The organism is Yoonia sp. TsM2_T14_4 (assembly GCF_049602355.1).
Classification (GTDB): domain Bacteria; phylum Pseudomonadota; class Alphaproteobacteria; order Rhodobacterales; family Rhodobacteraceae; genus Yoonia; species Yoonia vestfoldensis_A.
The window spans coordinates 2573315-2587576 of the sequence record NZ_CP187137.1; the positions used below are offsets into that span (position 1 = coordinate 2573315).

Below are 14262 nucleotides of genomic sequence, written 5' to 3' on the forward strand. Positions count from 1 at the left end.
GATGACCGACCTTGCACCTTTGCGCCGCGCGCTAATTTCCGTTTCCGACAAAACCGGGCTGACCCAACTGGGCCATGCGCTGGCCGCGCGGGGTGTGGAAATCCTGTCCACCGGCGGCACGGCCAAGGCCCTGCGCGATGCGGGGCTGGAGGTGCGCGACGTGTCCGATTTCACCGGCTTTCCCGAAATGATGGACGGGCGGGTCAAGACGCTGCATCCGGTGGTGCATGGCGGCCTGCTCGCGCGGCGCGATCTGGAAAGCCACCGTGACGCCATGGTCGAACATAATATCGGGCCGATCGACCTGTTGGTCGTGAACCTGTATCCGTTCGAAGATACCGTCGCCAAAGGGGCCGATTTCGACACTTGTATCGAAAACATCGACATCGGCGGTCCGGCGATGATCCGTTCTGCCGCGAAAAACCATGCCTTTGTCAGTGTGGTGACGGATGTCGCGGATTATGATGTGCTGCTGGCGGATATGGATGCCAACGCGGGCCAGACCACGCTGGCCCTGCGCCAGCGCCTTGCCCAGACCGCCTATGCGCGCACTGCCGCGTATGACACGGCGGTCAGCACTTGGATGGCGGGGGCTATCGGCGATGACACGCCGCGCCGCCGGTCGTTCAGCGGTACCTTTAAGCAAACCATGCGCTATGGCGAAAACAGCCACCAGGCGGCGGCATTTTATACCGATGGCACGCATCGCCCCGGCGTGGCGACCGCCGTGCAGCATCAGGGCAAGGAATTGTCCTATAACAACATCAACGACACCGATGCCGCGTTCGAACTGGTGGCGGAATTCGACCCTGCGGGTGGCCCTGCCGTGGCGATCATCAAACATGCCAACCCTTGTGGCGTGGCACGTGGGGCGACATTGCTCGAGGCATACCAGAATGCGTTTGACTGCGACCGGACCAGCGCCTTTGGCGGGATCGTCGCGCTGAACCAGCCGCTGGACGAGGCGACAGCCAAAGCCATTGTCGAGATTTTCACCGAAGTCGTCATCGCACCCGGCGCGTCCGATGCCGCCAAGGCCGTTTTCGCCAGCAAGAAGAACCTGCGCCTTTTGACCACCGATGCCCTGCCCGATGTCAAAGCCCCGATCACCACCTACCGTCAGGTCGCAGGCGGGATGCTGGTACAGGACAAGGACACCGGCCATATCGGCATGGATGATCTCAAGGTCGTGACCAAAGTCGCGCCAACGGATGCGCAGATGGCGGACCTGTTGTTCGCATGGAAAGTCGCCAAACACGTCAAGTCCAATGCCATCGTCTACGTCAAGGACGGTGCCACCGTCGGCGTCGGCGCTGGCCAGATGTCGCGGCTTGATTCCGCGCTGATCGCCGCCAAAAAGGCCGAGCGCATGGCCGATGCGATGGGCCTGCCTGCGCCTTTGACCATCGGGTCAGCCGTGGCGTCTGATGCGTTTTTCCCGTTTGCGGATGGCCTGATGGAAGCCGCCGCCGCCGGTGCCACCTGTGTCATCCAGCCCGGCGGGTCGATGCGCGATGACGAGGTGATCGCCGCCGCCGATGCAGCGGGCATCGCCATGGTGTTCACCGGCATGCGCCATTTCCGGCATTAAGGGGACGAATGATGCGCCTGATGTTCTGGACCGGATTCTGGGTCTTTCTGATCGACCAGATCAGCAAGTATGTCGTGGTCCATTGGCTGGGCCTGATCAACCAGCCGGACGGGATCATCGAAGTCTGGCCACCCTTCATCGAATTTCGCATGGCGTGGAACCGCGGCGTGAATTTCGGCCTGTTCGCCGATTTCGACATGCGCTGGGTGCTGATCGCGGTGGCGCTGCTGATCAGCGGCGGTGTGATCTGGTGGTTGAACCGGGCAGGCGGCACGAAATGGGTCTATATCGCGGGTGGCTGCCTGATTGGCGGGGCCATCGGCAATGTCATCGACCGGATCATCTATGGCGCTGTCGCGGATTTTTTGAACATGTCCTGTTGCGGGTTCAACAATCCCTATGCGTTCAACGTCGCCGATATCGCGATCTTTGCCGGGGCCATCGGGCTGGCCTTTCTTGGCGATGATGGCAAGAAAGCTGCGTGACCTTGGCGGTTCCATGCGGTAATCATCGGCAACACGACAAAAAGGACCTCTGATGCGCGCCTTGGTACTTTGTGGACTTGCTCTTGCTCTGCTGGCGGCTTGCGGCAGCAATGACGGCGCATTGCGTGACTTTGGAGCCGTCACCATCGGCCCCGCCGAAATGGACCTTGTCATTGCCGACCCGTTGCTGACGCCACCAACGCTTGATCTGCCGCCGCCAACGCCCGGACAGACCAACCGCGCGAACCCGCGTCCAGCCGCAAGCCGCTAGCGCAGCAATCACATCAGCGTATCGTCGCTTGAACATCGGGCGTGGCGGCATAGCTTGTGGCACAGTGAACAGACCACCGGGGGCCTATGACACGCTTTTTCGCTGCAATTTTCCTGATCTGTCTGGCGCTGACCGCCACGGCAGAGGATGTGACGACCTATACACTGGACAACGGTATGGATGTCGTCGTGATCGAAGACCGCCGCGCGCCTGTTGTCGTGCATATGGTCTGGTACAAGGTCGGGTCCGCGGATGAGCCCGAAGGGCAATCCGGTGTGGCGCATTTTCTGGAACATCTGATGTTCAAAGGCACCGATATGCTGGCGCCAGGTGAATTTTCACAGGTGGTCGCGGCCAATGGCGGCAGCGACAACGCCTTTACCAGTTTCGATTACACCGGCTATTTTCAGCGTGTCGCCGCCGACCGTCTGGACCTGATGATGCAGATGGAAGCAAACCGGATGACCAATCTGGCGCTGACCCCCGAGGATATCATCACCGAACGCCGCGTCGTGTTGGAAGAGCGCGCGCAAGTGACAGACAGCAACCCCGGTGCGCTGGCGCGCGAACAATTGATGGCGGCACAATACCAGAACCACCGGTACGGCGTGCCGATCATCGGCTGGCAGCACGAGGTTGCGCAGCTTGATATGCCCGAACTGACCGCCTTTTATGAACGCCATTATGCGCCCAACAACGCGGTGCTGATCGTGGCCGGTGATGTTGACCCGCAGGACGTGCTGGCGCTGGCGCGCACACATTATGGCCCGATCCCCGCCAATGCCGATCTGCCCGCACGCGCCCGCCCGTCCGAGCCGCCCCAGCGCGCCGAACGCCGGATCACCTATGTCGATCCGCGCGTCAGCCAGCCTTATCTGGTACGCAGCTATCTGGCCCCGCACCGCCAAAGCGGCGCGCAGGAGGATGCGGCAGCTCTTGTCTATCTGGCGGAATTGCTGGGCGGGTCGCCTTTTACGTCCGAGCTTGGCCGCGCCTTGCAGTTCGACGCGCAGACCGCGATCTACACAAATGCCAGCTATGGCGGGATGTCACTGGACGCCACGACGTTTTCTTTCGTCGTACTGCCATCCGAGGGTGTGTCCCTGGCGGGTGCAGAGGCGGCGATGGATGACGTGATCACCGCCTTCATGAACAACGACATCGACCCCGCCCGCATGGATGCGATCCGCACCCAGCTGCGCGCCTCTGAAATCTACGCACTCGATGACGCACAGAGCCTTGCGCGGCGCTATGGCACGGCGCTGACAACGGGGCTGACGGTCGCGGATGTGCAGGCTTGGCCCGACACCCTGCAATCGGTGACGCCCGCCCAGATCAAGGATGTCGCCGCCCGTGTCTTCGACCGCAACAGCGCCGTGACCGGCTGGATCGTCGCCGCGCAAGAGGATGCACGCTGATGCTGCGTATTCTGACACTCTTTTGGCTCACCCTGCTGGCAACAACCGCACAGGCCGAGATTGCCATCCAGCAAGTCACATCCGACGGCGGGATCAACGCTTGGGTCGTCCAAGAACCCAGCATTCCCTTTGTCGCGGTGGAAATCCGGTTTCGCGGTGGCGCGTCGCTGGACCTGCCCGGCAAACGCGGCGCGACCAACCTGATGGCCGCCCTGCTGGAAGAAGGGGCCGCCGACCGCGATGCGCAGGCTTTCCAGACCGAGCTTGAACGCCTTGCCGCGCGGTTCAGCTTTCGTGCCACCGACGACACGATCAGCATTTCCGCGCAATTCCTGAGCGAAAACAAGGCCGAGGCGCTGGCGCTGCTGGAACAGGCGCTGATCGCGCCTCGGTTTGATCAGGCCGCAATCGACCGCGTACGCGCGCAGGTCCTGTCGGGGATCGCCAGCGATGCGGTGAACCCGCGCAGCATTGCCGGTGCCGCCTTTGATGCCGCGGCCTTTGGCGACCATCCTTACGGGACATCGCTGGATGGTACCGCTGACAGCGTAACCGCGCTGACCCGCGATGATATGATCGACGCCCATCGCAACGCGCTGACGCGTGACCGGCTTTATGTGTCTGTCGTGGGTGATGTGACGGCAGACCAAGTCGGCCCGATGCTGGACGCGCTTTTGGGCGATCTGCCGGCCGAGGGGCCGCCACCGCCTGCCGATGTGGCCTTTGGACTGGACAGCGGTGTCACGGTGATTGATTTCGACAATCCGCAATCCTTTGCCCTGTTCGGCCATGCCGGCATGAAACGCGATGACCCCGATTTCTTTGCCGCCTTCATCGTCAATCACGTCCTTGGCGCGGGCGGGTTCGAATCGCGCCTGATGACCGAGGTGCGTGAAAAGCGCGGCCTGACCTATGGGATCAGCAGCAATCTTGCGCCGATGTTCCATGCGGAAATGGTGATCGGCAGTGTCTCATCCTCCAACGACACCATCGCCGAGGCGATCGCTGTCACCCGCGCCGAATGGGCGCGCATGGCGTCCGAAGGTCTGACCGAGGCCGAGCTTGCCGCCGCCAAAACCTATCTGACCGGTGAATATCCGCTGCGCTTTGATGGCAATGCCGCGATTGCGTCGATCATGGTGGGGATGCAGATGATCGACCTGCCGCCCGACTACGTCATCAACCGCAATGATTTCGTCGAAGCCGTGACGCTGGATGACGCCAATCGCGTCGCAGCAGACCTGTTGCGCGCGGATGATCTGCATTTCGTCGTCGTGGGCCGCCCAGAAGGGCTGCAAAGCACAAAGTAGCGCGAAACGCGCTGTCAGAATCGCACGATCATGCTATGGATTGTGGCATGACCGCATCCGCCCCCCAGATACAGCCCCGTCCGGTGATCCGGCAGCTGGACGAAGCCGCCATCAACCGGATCGCGGCGGGCGAGGTGCTGGAACGTCCGGCATCTGCGGTCAAGGAACTGGTGGAAAACAGTATTGACGCGGGCGCGCAGCGGATCGAGGTCGTGATCGCGGATGGCGGCAAGACCCTGATCCGCGTCAGCGATGATGGTTGCGGGATGGCGGCGGATGACCTGCCGCTGGCCCTGTCCCGCCATGCCACGTCCAAGATCGACGGGTCGGACCTTCTCAATATCACGTCCTTCGGGTTCCGGGGCGAGGCGCTGGCCTCGCTTGGCGCCGTAGGCCGCCTGCTGATCACCAGCCGCACCCCCGGCGATGGCGCGCATAGCATCGCGGTGTCGGGTGGGCGCATCAGCGACGTGCGCCCCGCCGCGCTGACCAGCGGCACGGTGGTCGAATTGCGCGACATGTTTTATGCCACCCCTGCCCGCCTGAAATTCCTGCGCACCGACAGGGCAGAGGCGCAGGCGGTCACTGATGTTGTCAAACGGCTGGCGATGGCGGAACCCTTTGTCACCTTTATCCTGCGCGATGCGTCGGATGGCGATACCCGTGTGGTGTTCCGCGCCGATGCGCAGACAGGTGATCTGTTCGATGCTTTGCACGGGCGGCTGCAAACCGTGCTGGGCCGCGATTTTGCCGACAACGCGCTGCGCATTGATGCAGAACGCGACGGGTTTCACCTGACCGGCTATGCCGCCTTGCCCACCTATTCGCGCGGGGCGGCCGTGGCGCAATTCCTGTTCGTCAATGGCCGGCCCGTGCGCGACAAGATGCTGCTGGGGGCCTTGCGCGCCGCCTATATGGATGTGCTGTCGCGCGACAGGCATCCGGTGGCCGCACTGTTTGTCGATTGTGACCCCATGCTGGTCGACGTGAACGTGCATCCCGCGAAATCAGAGGTCCGTTTCCGCGACCCCGGTGTGGTGCGCGGGCTGATCGTGTCGGGCCTGCGGCACGCGCTGGCGGGGGCGGGCCACCGCGCGTCCAGCACGGTGGCTGATGCGACCCTTGGCGCGATGGAACCGCAGCATGCCACACCCCGCGTCTATCAGATGGATCGCCCCAGTTTCAGCGCGCGGTCACTGACCTTTCAGGCACAGGCCCCCGGTTTTGCGGAAATGCCATCCGCCCGCGTGGAACCGCCCGCCGATGATACCAGCGCCGATCTGCCCTTGGGGGCGGCGCGCGCGCAGGTGCATGAAAATTACATCATCGCGCAGACAGCCACGGGTATCGTGATTGTCGATGGCCATGCGGCGCATGAACGGCTGGTCTATGAAAAACTGAAAAGCCAGATGGCCACCAACGGCGTTGCGGCCCAAGCCCTGCTGATCCCCGAAATCGTGGAATTGTCGGACCATGAAACCGCCGCCCTGCTGGATATTGCGGATGATCTGGCGCGGCTGGGCCTGACCATCGAACCCTTTGGCGGCAATGCCATCGCCGTGCGCGAAACGCCTGCAATTCTGGGTGAAATCAACGCTGCCGCCATGCTGCGCGACATATCGGACGAACTGGCCGACCAAGGCGACAGCGCCTCTGTGCAGGCGCGGATCGAGGCGATCCTGAGCCGTGTTGCATGCCACGGGTCGATCCGCACGGGGCGCCGGATGCAGGCCGCGGAAATGAATGCGCTGCTGCGCGAGATGGAAGCAACGCCACATTCGGGCCAATGCAACCACGGACGGCCCACCTATGTAGAACTGAAACTATCCGATATTGAAAGATTGTTTGGCCGCACATGATCCAGATTGGTGATACCTCTTACCCATTCAGCGATCTCGCTGTGCTGGCCGTGCTTGGCGGGCTGGCCACGTTGGTGCTGATCCTGATCTTGCTGATCACAACCCTGCGCCGCGCCGGTCAATCCGCCGAGGCGGTGAATTACGTCGCCCATCAGATGGGACGCATGTCGCAGGATATGATCGGACTGGCCCAAGGGCAAAACCAGCTGGCGGGCAATATCCAGACCGTCAGCGATGCGCAGGCCAATGCCCAAGTCCGCGTGATCCAGACGATGGAGGCCCGACTGGCCGAGGTGCAGGCGCAGGTCGCCGAACGGCTGGCCGACAACGCGCTGAAATCGGCGCATTCACTGGCGGAAATGAACGAACGGCTGAAAGAAACGCTGACCGGCAGTTCCGAGAAAACCACCAAAAGCCTGACCGAATTGCAGGAACGGCTGGCAACCATCGACCGTGCGCAGACCAATATCGAAAAGCTGTCGGGCGATGTTTTGTCCTTGCAGGATATCTTGTCGAACAAGCAACGACGCGGGTTGTTCGGGGAAATCCAGCTGACCGATATCGTGTCAAAGGCGTTGCCGACCGACAGTTTCACCCTGCAAGCGACCCTGTCCAACGGCAAGCGCGCGGATTGTCTGGTGCATCTGCCCAATCCGCCCGGCCCTATCGTGATCGACGCGAAATTCCCGTTTGAATCCTATGAGGCATTGGCCCGTGCGGATACGCAGGAACTGCAGAAAATCGCGCTACGCGATCTGGGCAATGCGGTGCGCAAACATATCAAGGATATATCGGAACGCTACATCATCGAAGGCGAAACCGCCGATGGCGCGATCATGTTCCTGCCATCCGAGGCGGTCTATGCCGAGTTGCACGCCCGCCTGCCCGAAGTCGTGCGCGCCGGTTTCGATGCCCGCGTCTGGATCGTCTCGCCCACGACCTGCATGGCCACGCTGAATACGATGCGCGCGATCCTCAAAGACGCGCGGATGCGCGAACAGGCGGGTGCCATCCGCAAGGAATTATCGCTGTTGGGCGGCGATGTGGAGCGGCTGGTCACCCGTGTTGGCAACCTTGACCGGCATTTCGGGCAGGCGGCCAAAGATCTGGAAGACATCAAGATTTCAGCGGAAAAAGCGGGCAAGCGTGCGAACCGGCTGGATAATTTCGACTTTGCCGAAATCGCCCCCGACGCGGCCCCTGTCCCGATCGCGGTTCAAGACCCGTAAGGTGGGTCAAGACCCACCCTACCTTCAAATCCCGATAAACCGCTGCGCAAGACGCGGCAACAGACCCTTGAACTGCAAGGGCGCATCGGTTGCGGCCAGGCAGATGCAATCCACGCCCTGTTCGGCGACCGGCGTGTGGTTCAGATCTTCATTTGCAACCTCGATATCACCCGCAGCGAACCGGTCTGTCGCATCGACAAACGCCCCTTGCAGCACCAAGGTCAATTCCGTGCCACGATGCCCGTGATCCGGCACAGCCGTCCCCGCAGGAATGCGCAGCAACCGCACGCTGGCGCCGCCTTCGGTTTTCAGCACCATCTGGCTGACGCCGCCGCCGATCTTGCGCCATTTCACGCGGTCCAGATCACCATTGACGTAGCCCCGCAATGGCGCTGGAAACACGCCGCCCGCAGGTTTGGCCGATACCCGTTCCATGCACGGCGCATCCATAATCCGCGCCATCGCAGCGGCCAGCGCATCCTCGGCCATGTCCACGGGGTCGGCGTCCAGCATCACCTCGCCGCCGACCGCATCAAATTCGGCCAGCGCCGCGCGGCAGGTGTCGCACATGGAAATATGGGTGGCGACCACCAGGTTGAACGCCTCTGGCAAATTGCCTGCAGCATAGCCCATCAAGAGGGCATCGGTCAGGTGGTGTTTGATCTTTTTCATCTGCGTTTCATTTCATTGTATGGCGAAGACGTTCCAACGCCAGCCGTATCCGTGATTTGATCGTCCCAAGCGGAAGGCCGGTTTCGGCGGCAATCTCGCTATGGCTCAACTCGCCGAAATAGGCGCGTTCGATCAGTTTTCTTTGTTCCGCGGGCAAGGCGGCAAGCGCCTGACCCAATTGTTCCGTTTCTTGTTGCAGACCCATGGCGTCGGCCTGTTCGGGTTCTGCCTCTGGTCCCCAGGGCAGGTCCTCAGGCTCGGGCCGTTTCTGTTTGCGCAAAAGATCGATCCGGCGGTTCCGGGCGATGGTGAAGATCCATGTGGACACACTCGCCTTGGACGGGTCGAACAGATGGGCCTTGTTCCACAGGGTCACCATCACTTCTTGCGCGCATTCTTCGGCCAGATCCGGGCTGGCCCCCGATTTCATGAGAAACGATTTCACGCGCGGGGCGAAATAGGCGAACAATTCGGCAAAAGCCGCCTTGTCCCTGGCGTCGCGCACGGCGGCGACCTGTGTCACCCACGCCATGCGTTTGGTCGTTGCCTCTGCCATCACCCGATTTGCCCCCGTGGCGCCAATGCCCGCCTTGCCTGTCCTTTTATAGACGGGCATCGCGGTGACTGCATCAGCTTTCGGTGGGGCGTGCATCTCGATCAACATGTGTTTATTACGCCGCGATCAGGCGCTTGGATCAGCGGGTCACAAAGTATTTTGCGTGATCCATGGCAAACCGCGCTACGTAGTGACCAGATAAGAAACGACCGGGGCGACGGAGACAATATGCTGGTAGAGACAGGGACGGCCGCGCCCATCAAGATTGCGGTGATCGGTGCGGGGATTTCGGGGATGGGTGCGGCGCATGCCTTGGCCAAGGATCACCGGGTCGTGGTGTTCGAGGCTGAAAACCGGCTGGGTGGCCATGCCCGCACACGCATGGCAGGCCCGAACCGCGACCAGCAGGTTGATACCGGATTCATCGTGTTCAACCATGCCAATTATCCGCGATTGACGGCGTTGTTCGATCAGCTTGATGTGCCGGTCGTCAAAAGCAACATGAGCTTTGGTGCGTCATTCGGTGGTGGCCGGCTGGAATATGGCCTTGCCAGTCTGGATGCGCTGTTCGCCCAGCGCAAGAATGCCGCCAACCCGCGATTCCTGCGCATGGTCCGCGATATCCTGCATTTCAACAAACACGGGCTGGCCGCCAGTCAGGACCCGACCCTCACCATCGGCGGGCTTCTGAAAAAACTGCGCCTGTCGGATTATTTCCGCGACCATTACCTGTTGCCGTTTTCCGGCGCGATCTGGTCCACGCCCAAGGAAAAGATCCTTGATTTCCCCGCCCATGCGATGATGACCTTTTTCGACAATCATGCGCTGCTGGGCGCGACGGGCCAGCATCAATGGTACACCGTCGATGGCGGTTCGCAGGCCTATGTCACCCGCCTTGCCGCCGATCTGGCGCGCCGCGATGTTGATCTGCGGTTGGGCGCGCCTGTCGATGCGGTCCGCCGCATGCCCGGCTGGGTCGAGGTCAAGGCCAAGGGCGGCGATTGGGAACGTTTTGACGAGGTGGTTTTTGCCAGCCATTCCGACCAGAGCCTTGCCATGCTGTCGGATGCATCGCCCGTCGAACGCGACACGTTGGGCGCTGTGCGCTATCAGCCCAACAGCATCGTGCTGCACTCGGACACATCCATCATGCCCAAGCGCAGGCAGGTCTGGTCGTCTTGGATCTATACCGAGGCGACAGGCCAGCAGGGCGGCGAAATCGACCTGACCTATTGGATGAACTCGCTCCAGCCGTGGCTGAAGGCCGATGAGATGATGGTCACCCTGAACAGCCGTCGCCCGATCCGCGAGGATTTGATCTGGGACGAAGTGACCTTGCATCATCCGGTCTATGATCTGGCCGCCCTGGCTGCGCAGAAAACCGCCGCCGCGATGAACGGTACGAACCGGACATGGTTTTGCGGCGCATGGATGAAGAACGGTTTCCACGAGGACGGACTGTCCAGCGCGCTCGATGTGGTCGAAGGGCTGAATGCGCCCGACCGCATGGCGATGGCGGCAGAGTGACCCCGCGGGTCGACCATATCGCGGGGGAAACCTATCACGGGCGGCGGGGTGCGACGAAAAACGCATTCCGCTATTCCATCGACTATGTGCTGCTGGACACGGAAACTGCGCCCGATGCGCCCGCGCTGTTTGCGCGCAACGCGGGCAACCTGATGTCACTGCATGACGCCGACCATGGCGGGCCACCCAAACAAGGGCGCGGTGCGGCATGGGTCCGCGATGTGCTGGCCGCCCATGACGTGCCACAGCCCGACAGGATCATGCTGCTGGCGCAGCCGCGCGTGCTGGGCCATGTGTTCAATCCGGTGTCGTTCTGGCTGTGCTATGATGACGATGCCCTGACCACGATCATTGCCGAGGTCAGCAATACATTCGGCGACCGCCATTCCTATCTGTGCCGCCACGATGACGGGCGTGCGATCACGAAATCGGAAACGCTCGCCGCCCAAAAAGTAATGCATGTTTCCCCTTTCCAGCCGGTAGAGGGTGGTTATGTGTTCCGCTTTGATATCCAGCCTGACAGCATTGGCGTCTGGATCGACTATACCCGTGGCAATGGCGGGCTGATCGCCACGCTGACCGGCGCGCGCCGTCCGATCAGTAATGCCAGCATCATCCGCGCGGTGCTGCGCCGCCCCTTCGGGTCGCGCCGTGTGCTGGCGCTGATCCATTGGCAGGCGGTTAAGCTGTGGTGGAAAGGGGCGACGTTCCGGTCGCAACCCGCCCCGCCACGTGACGAGGTCAGCCGGTGAAAGCCCTGACCGACAGGCTGCCTGCCTTCAGCCTATTCGCCGCCGTGCTGTCGGGGGCCGGTCTGCCGATCTATATCTATGCGCCGAAATACTATGCCGACACCTATGGCGTCAGCCTGACAGCATTGGGTGCGGTGCTGTTCGGGCTGCGCCTGTTCGATGTGGTGCAAGACCCCGTGCTGGGCTGGATCAGCGAACGGCTGACGCGGTTCAAGAAACTGGCAATCACGCTGACGGCCTTTGCGCTGGCGCTGGCGATGATCGGGCTGTTCGCCGTGGCCCCGCCGATTGCGCCGATCTGGTGGTTCGGCCTGACGATCACGGGGCTGTTCACCGCGTTCAGTTTCCTGACGATCAATTTTTACGCCCAAGGGATCAGCAAGGCCGGCACTGCCGAGGGCGGCCATGTCCGGCTGGCGGCATGGCGCGAAAGCGGGGCCTTGCTGGGCGTCTGCATTGCCGCTGTCATCCCCACGGTGCTGATCGGTGTGGTGGCTTACCCGTTTGCGGTTTTCGCCATCGGCTTTGCCTTGGTCACGCTGGTCGCCGCCTATTTCATGTGGCCCGAATGGAAAGGCCGCGTGGCACAGGAGCCGTCGCATATCCGGGACATCCTGGCCGACCCGATCGCGCGCCGGTTGCTGATCCTGGCGCTGGTCAATGCCACGCCGCTGGCGGTGTCATCGACCCTGTTCCTGTTCTACGTCGAAAGCAGGCTGGGCGCGCCCGGTTGGGAAGGCGCGCTCTTGGTGCTGTTCTTTCTGGCGGCGGCGTTGTCGTCACCGCTCTGGTCCGCGCTCGCGCGCCGGTTCGGGGAAAAGCGGGTTTTGCTTGCCGCCATGACGCTCGCCGTTGCGTCGTTTGGCTATACGCTGACTTTATCCACCGGCGATGTGATCCCGTTTGCGATCATCTGCGTATTAAGTGGAGCAACGATCGGGGCAGACCTGACCTTGATGCCCGCGATGTTCGCCAAACGCATGGCCGCGATTTCGCCGACCGGTGGGCAGGGGTTCGGGCTTTGGTCCTTGGTCAACAAGTTCACGCTGGCCTTTGCGGCAGTTGTCTTGCTGCCCATGTTGGAACGATCCGGTTTCACCGCAGGTGCGACCGATTTGCCGGACACGGCATTAACGACCCTGACGGTGCTGTACGCAGTGGTGCCGTCGCTATTGAAATTGTTGGCCATCGGCTTGCTGGTCGCCACAAAGCTTGAGGAATGACCGATGTCGTTTGTGATTTACAGCGTTTTGGGTGCGGCCCTGATGGCAGGAGCCGTCTATGCCAAGACCCGCTATGCATCGTTCCTTGCGCAAAAGCCTGATGACTACGTCGCAGGCCCGATGTTCGACATTCGAGAACGGTTCAACGGCCCCATTGTCTGCGAAGGCGTGATTTTTGGCCCCACTGGCAAGGTATCGTCACGTTTCGTGGCGGATTTCCACGCGACATGGAACGGCAACGTCGGCACGATGGTCGAGAAATTTCACTATGACAGCGGGTTGCAGCAGGATCGCTGCTGGACCCTGACCCTGTCGAATGACGGCACGATCAAGGCCGAGGCCCCCGATGTCGTCGGTGCCGGTACCGGAAAGCAGCAAGGTTCCGCCGTTGTGCTGAATTACCGCATAAAACTGGCCGAGGAAGCTGGCGGGCATGCGCTTGATGTTACAGACTGGATGTATCTGACATCGAACGGGTCGATCATGAATCGCAGCCAGTTCCGCAAGTTCGGGATCAAGGTGGCAGAGCTTGTCGCCACGATGCGACCGCGCGATCAGGCCTACGCAGGGGAATGAAGTGACCGAATGGCAAGGAAAACGCTATTGGATCGTAGGCGCCAGCGAAGGGCTGGGGCGTGAAGTCGCCTTTTGCCTTAGCCGTGCCGGGGCAGATTTGGTCGTGTCCGCCCGGACCGAGGACCGCCTGAAAGATCTGGTCGAGGATTTGCCGGGCAAGGCATCTTACATCACCCTCGATGTCGCTGATCGTGCGTCGGTCGAGGCTGCCGCCGCAGAGGTCGGGCAGATTGACGGTGTGGTTTATCTGGCAGGCGTCTATTGGCCGATGAAGGCACAGGACTGGGACAACGAAAAAGCCGACATGATGGGCGAGGTCAATTTCCTTGGCGCGTCGCGTGTTGTGGGATCGGTGATCAAGGATATGGTCGCGCGTGATGCGGGCCATATCGTGCTGGTGGGCTCGCTGTCGGGTTTCCGTGGCCTGCCCGGTGCCATCGGCTATTGTTCGTCCAAGGCGGGGATGATGGCGCTGGCGGAATCGATGCAGGCCGATCTGCGCCATACCGGCGTCAATGTGCAGCTGATCAACCCCGGTTTTATCAAGACGCGCCTGACCGAAAAGAACGATTTCAACATGCCCTTCATCATGTCACCGCAGGATGCCGCGAAAGAGGTGTTCGAACATATGAACACCGATGCTTTCAAGAAAAGCTTTCCCTTGGTGTTTTCTTGGGTGTTCCGCGGGTCGCAGTTTCTGCCTGACTGGATCTATTACCGGCTGTTCGGCGCAAAGTGACCGGCGCAACTGTTGCGCCAGATCAAGGCCACCTGTGGTATCATCGCGCAAGGT

The 14262-nt window shown here is 61.5% G+C and carries 14 protein-coding genes; 12 read left to right on the forward strand and 2 right to left on the reverse strand.

The genetic code is table 11. From position 1 onward, the window contains the following. The first annotated feature begins 1 nt into the window (after position 1). The 7 genes from purH to rmuC all read left to right on the forward strand — a co-directional run bounded on the left by purH (position 2) and on the right by rmuC (position 8163). A complete protein-coding gene (gene purH, locus ACPF9B_RS12795) occupies positions 2 to 1591 on the forward strand; it encodes a bifunctional phosphoribosylaminoimidazolecarboxamide formyltransferase/IMP cyclohydrolase (protein WP_040483299.1) in 1590 nt (529 codons plus the stop codon). 11 nt (positions 1592 to 1602) lie between these two features. Beyond that, positions 1603 to 2076, forward strand: a complete 474-nt coding sequence (gene lspA, locus ACPF9B_RS12800) for a signal peptidase II (RefSeq protein WP_040483298.1) — start codon at positions 1603 to 1605, stop codon at positions 2074 to 2076. Between the two features lie 52 nt (positions 2077 to 2128). Further along, entirely contained in the window at positions 2129 to 2347 is a 219-nt protein-coding gene (locus tag ACPF9B_RS12805; protein ID WP_007206477.1) for a DUF3035 domain-containing protein, read from the forward strand. 86 nt (positions 2348 to 2433) lie between these two features. Continuing rightward, on the forward strand, positions 2434 to 3765 hold the full coding sequence (locus ACPF9B_RS12810; RefSeq protein WP_424177838.1) for a M16 family metallopeptidase: 1332 nt from the start codon (positions 2434 to 2436) through the stop codon (positions 3763 to 3765). Beyond that, complete coding sequence (locus tag ACPF9B_RS12815) at positions 3765 to 5075, forward strand: M16 family metallopeptidase (RefSeq protein ID WP_424177840.1); 1311 nt, start codon at positions 3765 to 3767, stop codon at positions 5073 to 5075. The genes ACPF9B_RS12810 and ACPF9B_RS12815 overlap by 1 nt, the downstream gene beginning before the upstream one ends. A gap of 47 nt (positions 5076 to 5122) precedes the next feature. Continuing rightward, entirely contained in the window at positions 5123 to 6934 is a 1812-nt protein-coding gene (mutL, locus tag ACPF9B_RS12820) for a DNA mismatch repair endonuclease MutL (RefSeq protein ID WP_242601265.1), read from the forward strand. Then, complete coding sequence (gene rmuC / locus ACPF9B_RS12825) at positions 6931 to 8163, forward strand: DNA recombination protein RmuC (protein ID WP_424177843.1); 1233 nt, start codon at positions 6931 to 6933, stop codon at positions 8161 to 8163. Before mutL ends, rmuC begins: the two co-directional genes overlap by 4 nt. A 24-nt stretch (positions 8164 to 8187) precedes the next feature. Here rmuC and ACPF9B_RS12830 read toward each other — a convergent pair whose 3' ends face one another. Together ACPF9B_RS12830 and ACPF9B_RS12835 are read right to left on the reverse strand one after the other, a co-directional pair. Continuing rightward, positions 8188 to 8835, reverse strand: coding sequence for a ChrR family anti-sigma-E factor (locus tag ACPF9B_RS12830; protein WP_424177845.1), 648 nt, complete (start codon positions 8833 to 8835; stop codon positions 8188 to 8190). Positions 8836 to 8842: 7 nt separating this feature from the next. Next, positions 8843 to 9499: a sigma-70 family RNA polymerase sigma factor gene (locus ACPF9B_RS12835; RefSeq protein ID WP_007206471.1), complete on the reverse strand. Its 657-nt coding sequence runs from the start codon at positions 9497 to 9499 to the stop codon at positions 8843 to 8845. Positions 9500 to 9619: 120 nt separating this feature from the next. On the opposite strand from ACPF9B_RS12835, the gene ACPF9B_RS12840 reads away from it, so the two are divergent. From ACPF9B_RS12840 to ACPF9B_RS12860, 5 genes are read left to right on the forward strand one after another with little or no spacing between them, the layout of a single operon-like run. Further along, a complete protein-coding gene (locus tag ACPF9B_RS12840; protein WP_424177847.1) occupies positions 9620 to 10918 on the forward strand; it encodes an NAD(P)/FAD-dependent oxidoreductase in 1299 nt (432 codons plus the stop codon). Next, positions 10915 to 11670: a DUF1365 domain-containing protein gene (locus ACPF9B_RS12845; protein ID WP_424177849.1), complete on the forward strand. Its 756-nt coding sequence runs from the start codon at positions 10915 to 10917 to the stop codon at positions 11668 to 11670. The genes ACPF9B_RS12840 and ACPF9B_RS12845 overlap by 4 nt, the downstream gene beginning before the upstream one ends. Next, a complete protein-coding gene (locus ACPF9B_RS12850) occupies positions 11667 to 12893 on the forward strand; it encodes an MFS transporter (protein WP_424177851.1) in 1227 nt (408 codons plus the stop codon). The genes ACPF9B_RS12845 and ACPF9B_RS12850 overlap by 4 nt, the downstream gene beginning before the upstream one ends. 3 nt (positions 12894 to 12896) lie before the next feature. After that, positions 12897 to 13469 (forward strand): DUF3833 family protein, encoded by a 573-nt coding sequence (locus ACPF9B_RS12855; RefSeq protein WP_424177853.1) that lies wholly within the window; start codon positions 12897 to 12899, stop codon positions 13467 to 13469. Between the two features lies 1 nt (position 13470). Further along, positions 13471 to 14208, forward strand: coding sequence for an SDR family NAD(P)-dependent oxidoreductase (locus ACPF9B_RS12860; protein ID WP_007206466.1), 738 nt, complete (start codon positions 13471 to 13473; stop codon positions 14206 to 14208). Positions 14209 to 14262 lie beyond the last annotated feature (54 nt).

What these genes read in the sequence shown, in the direction of transcription:
- purH (WP_040483299.1), top strand. Translation starts at nt 2, where the DNA reads ATGACCGACCTTGCACCTTTGCGCCGCGCGCTAATTTCCGTTTCCGAC.
- lspA (WP_040483298.1), top strand. Translation starts at nt 1,603, where the DNA reads ATGCGCCTGATGTTCTGGACCGGATTCTGGGTCTTTCTGATCGACCAG.
- ACPF9B_RS12805 (WP_007206477.1), top strand. Translation starts at nt 2,129, where the DNA reads ATGCGCGCCTTGGTACTTTGTGGACTTGCTCTTGCTCTGCTGGCGGCT.
- ACPF9B_RS12810 (WP_424177838.1), top strand. Translation starts at nt 2,434, where the DNA reads ATGACACGCTTTTTCGCTGCAATTTTCCTGATCTGTCTGGCGCTGACC.
- ACPF9B_RS12815 (WP_424177840.1), top strand. Translation starts at nt 3,765, where the DNA reads ATGCTGCGTATTCTGACACTCTTTTGGCTCACCCTGCTGGCAACAACC.
- mutL (WP_242601265.1), top strand. Translation starts at nt 5,123, where the DNA reads ATGACCGCATCCGCCCCCCAGATACAGCCCCGTCCGGTGATCCGGCAG.
- rmuC (WP_424177843.1), top strand. Translation starts at nt 6,931, where the DNA reads ATGATCCAGATTGGTGATACCTCTTACCCATTCAGCGATCTCGCTGTG.
- ACPF9B_RS12830 (WP_424177845.1), bottom strand. Translation starts at nt 8,835, where the DNA reads ATGAAAAAGATCAAACACCACCTGACCGATGCCCTCTTGATGGGCTAT.
- ACPF9B_RS12835 (WP_007206471.1), bottom strand. Translation starts at nt 9,499, where the DNA reads ATGTTGATCGAGATGCACGCCCCACCGAAAGCTGATGCAGTCACCGCG.
- ACPF9B_RS12840 (WP_424177847.1), top strand. Translation starts at nt 9,620, where the DNA reads ATGCTGGTAGAGACAGGGACGGCCGCGCCCATCAAGATTGCGGTGATC.
- ACPF9B_RS12855 (WP_424177853.1), top strand. Translation starts at nt 12,897, where the DNA reads ATGTCGTTTGTGATTTACAGCGTTTTGGGTGCGGCCCTGATGGCAGGA.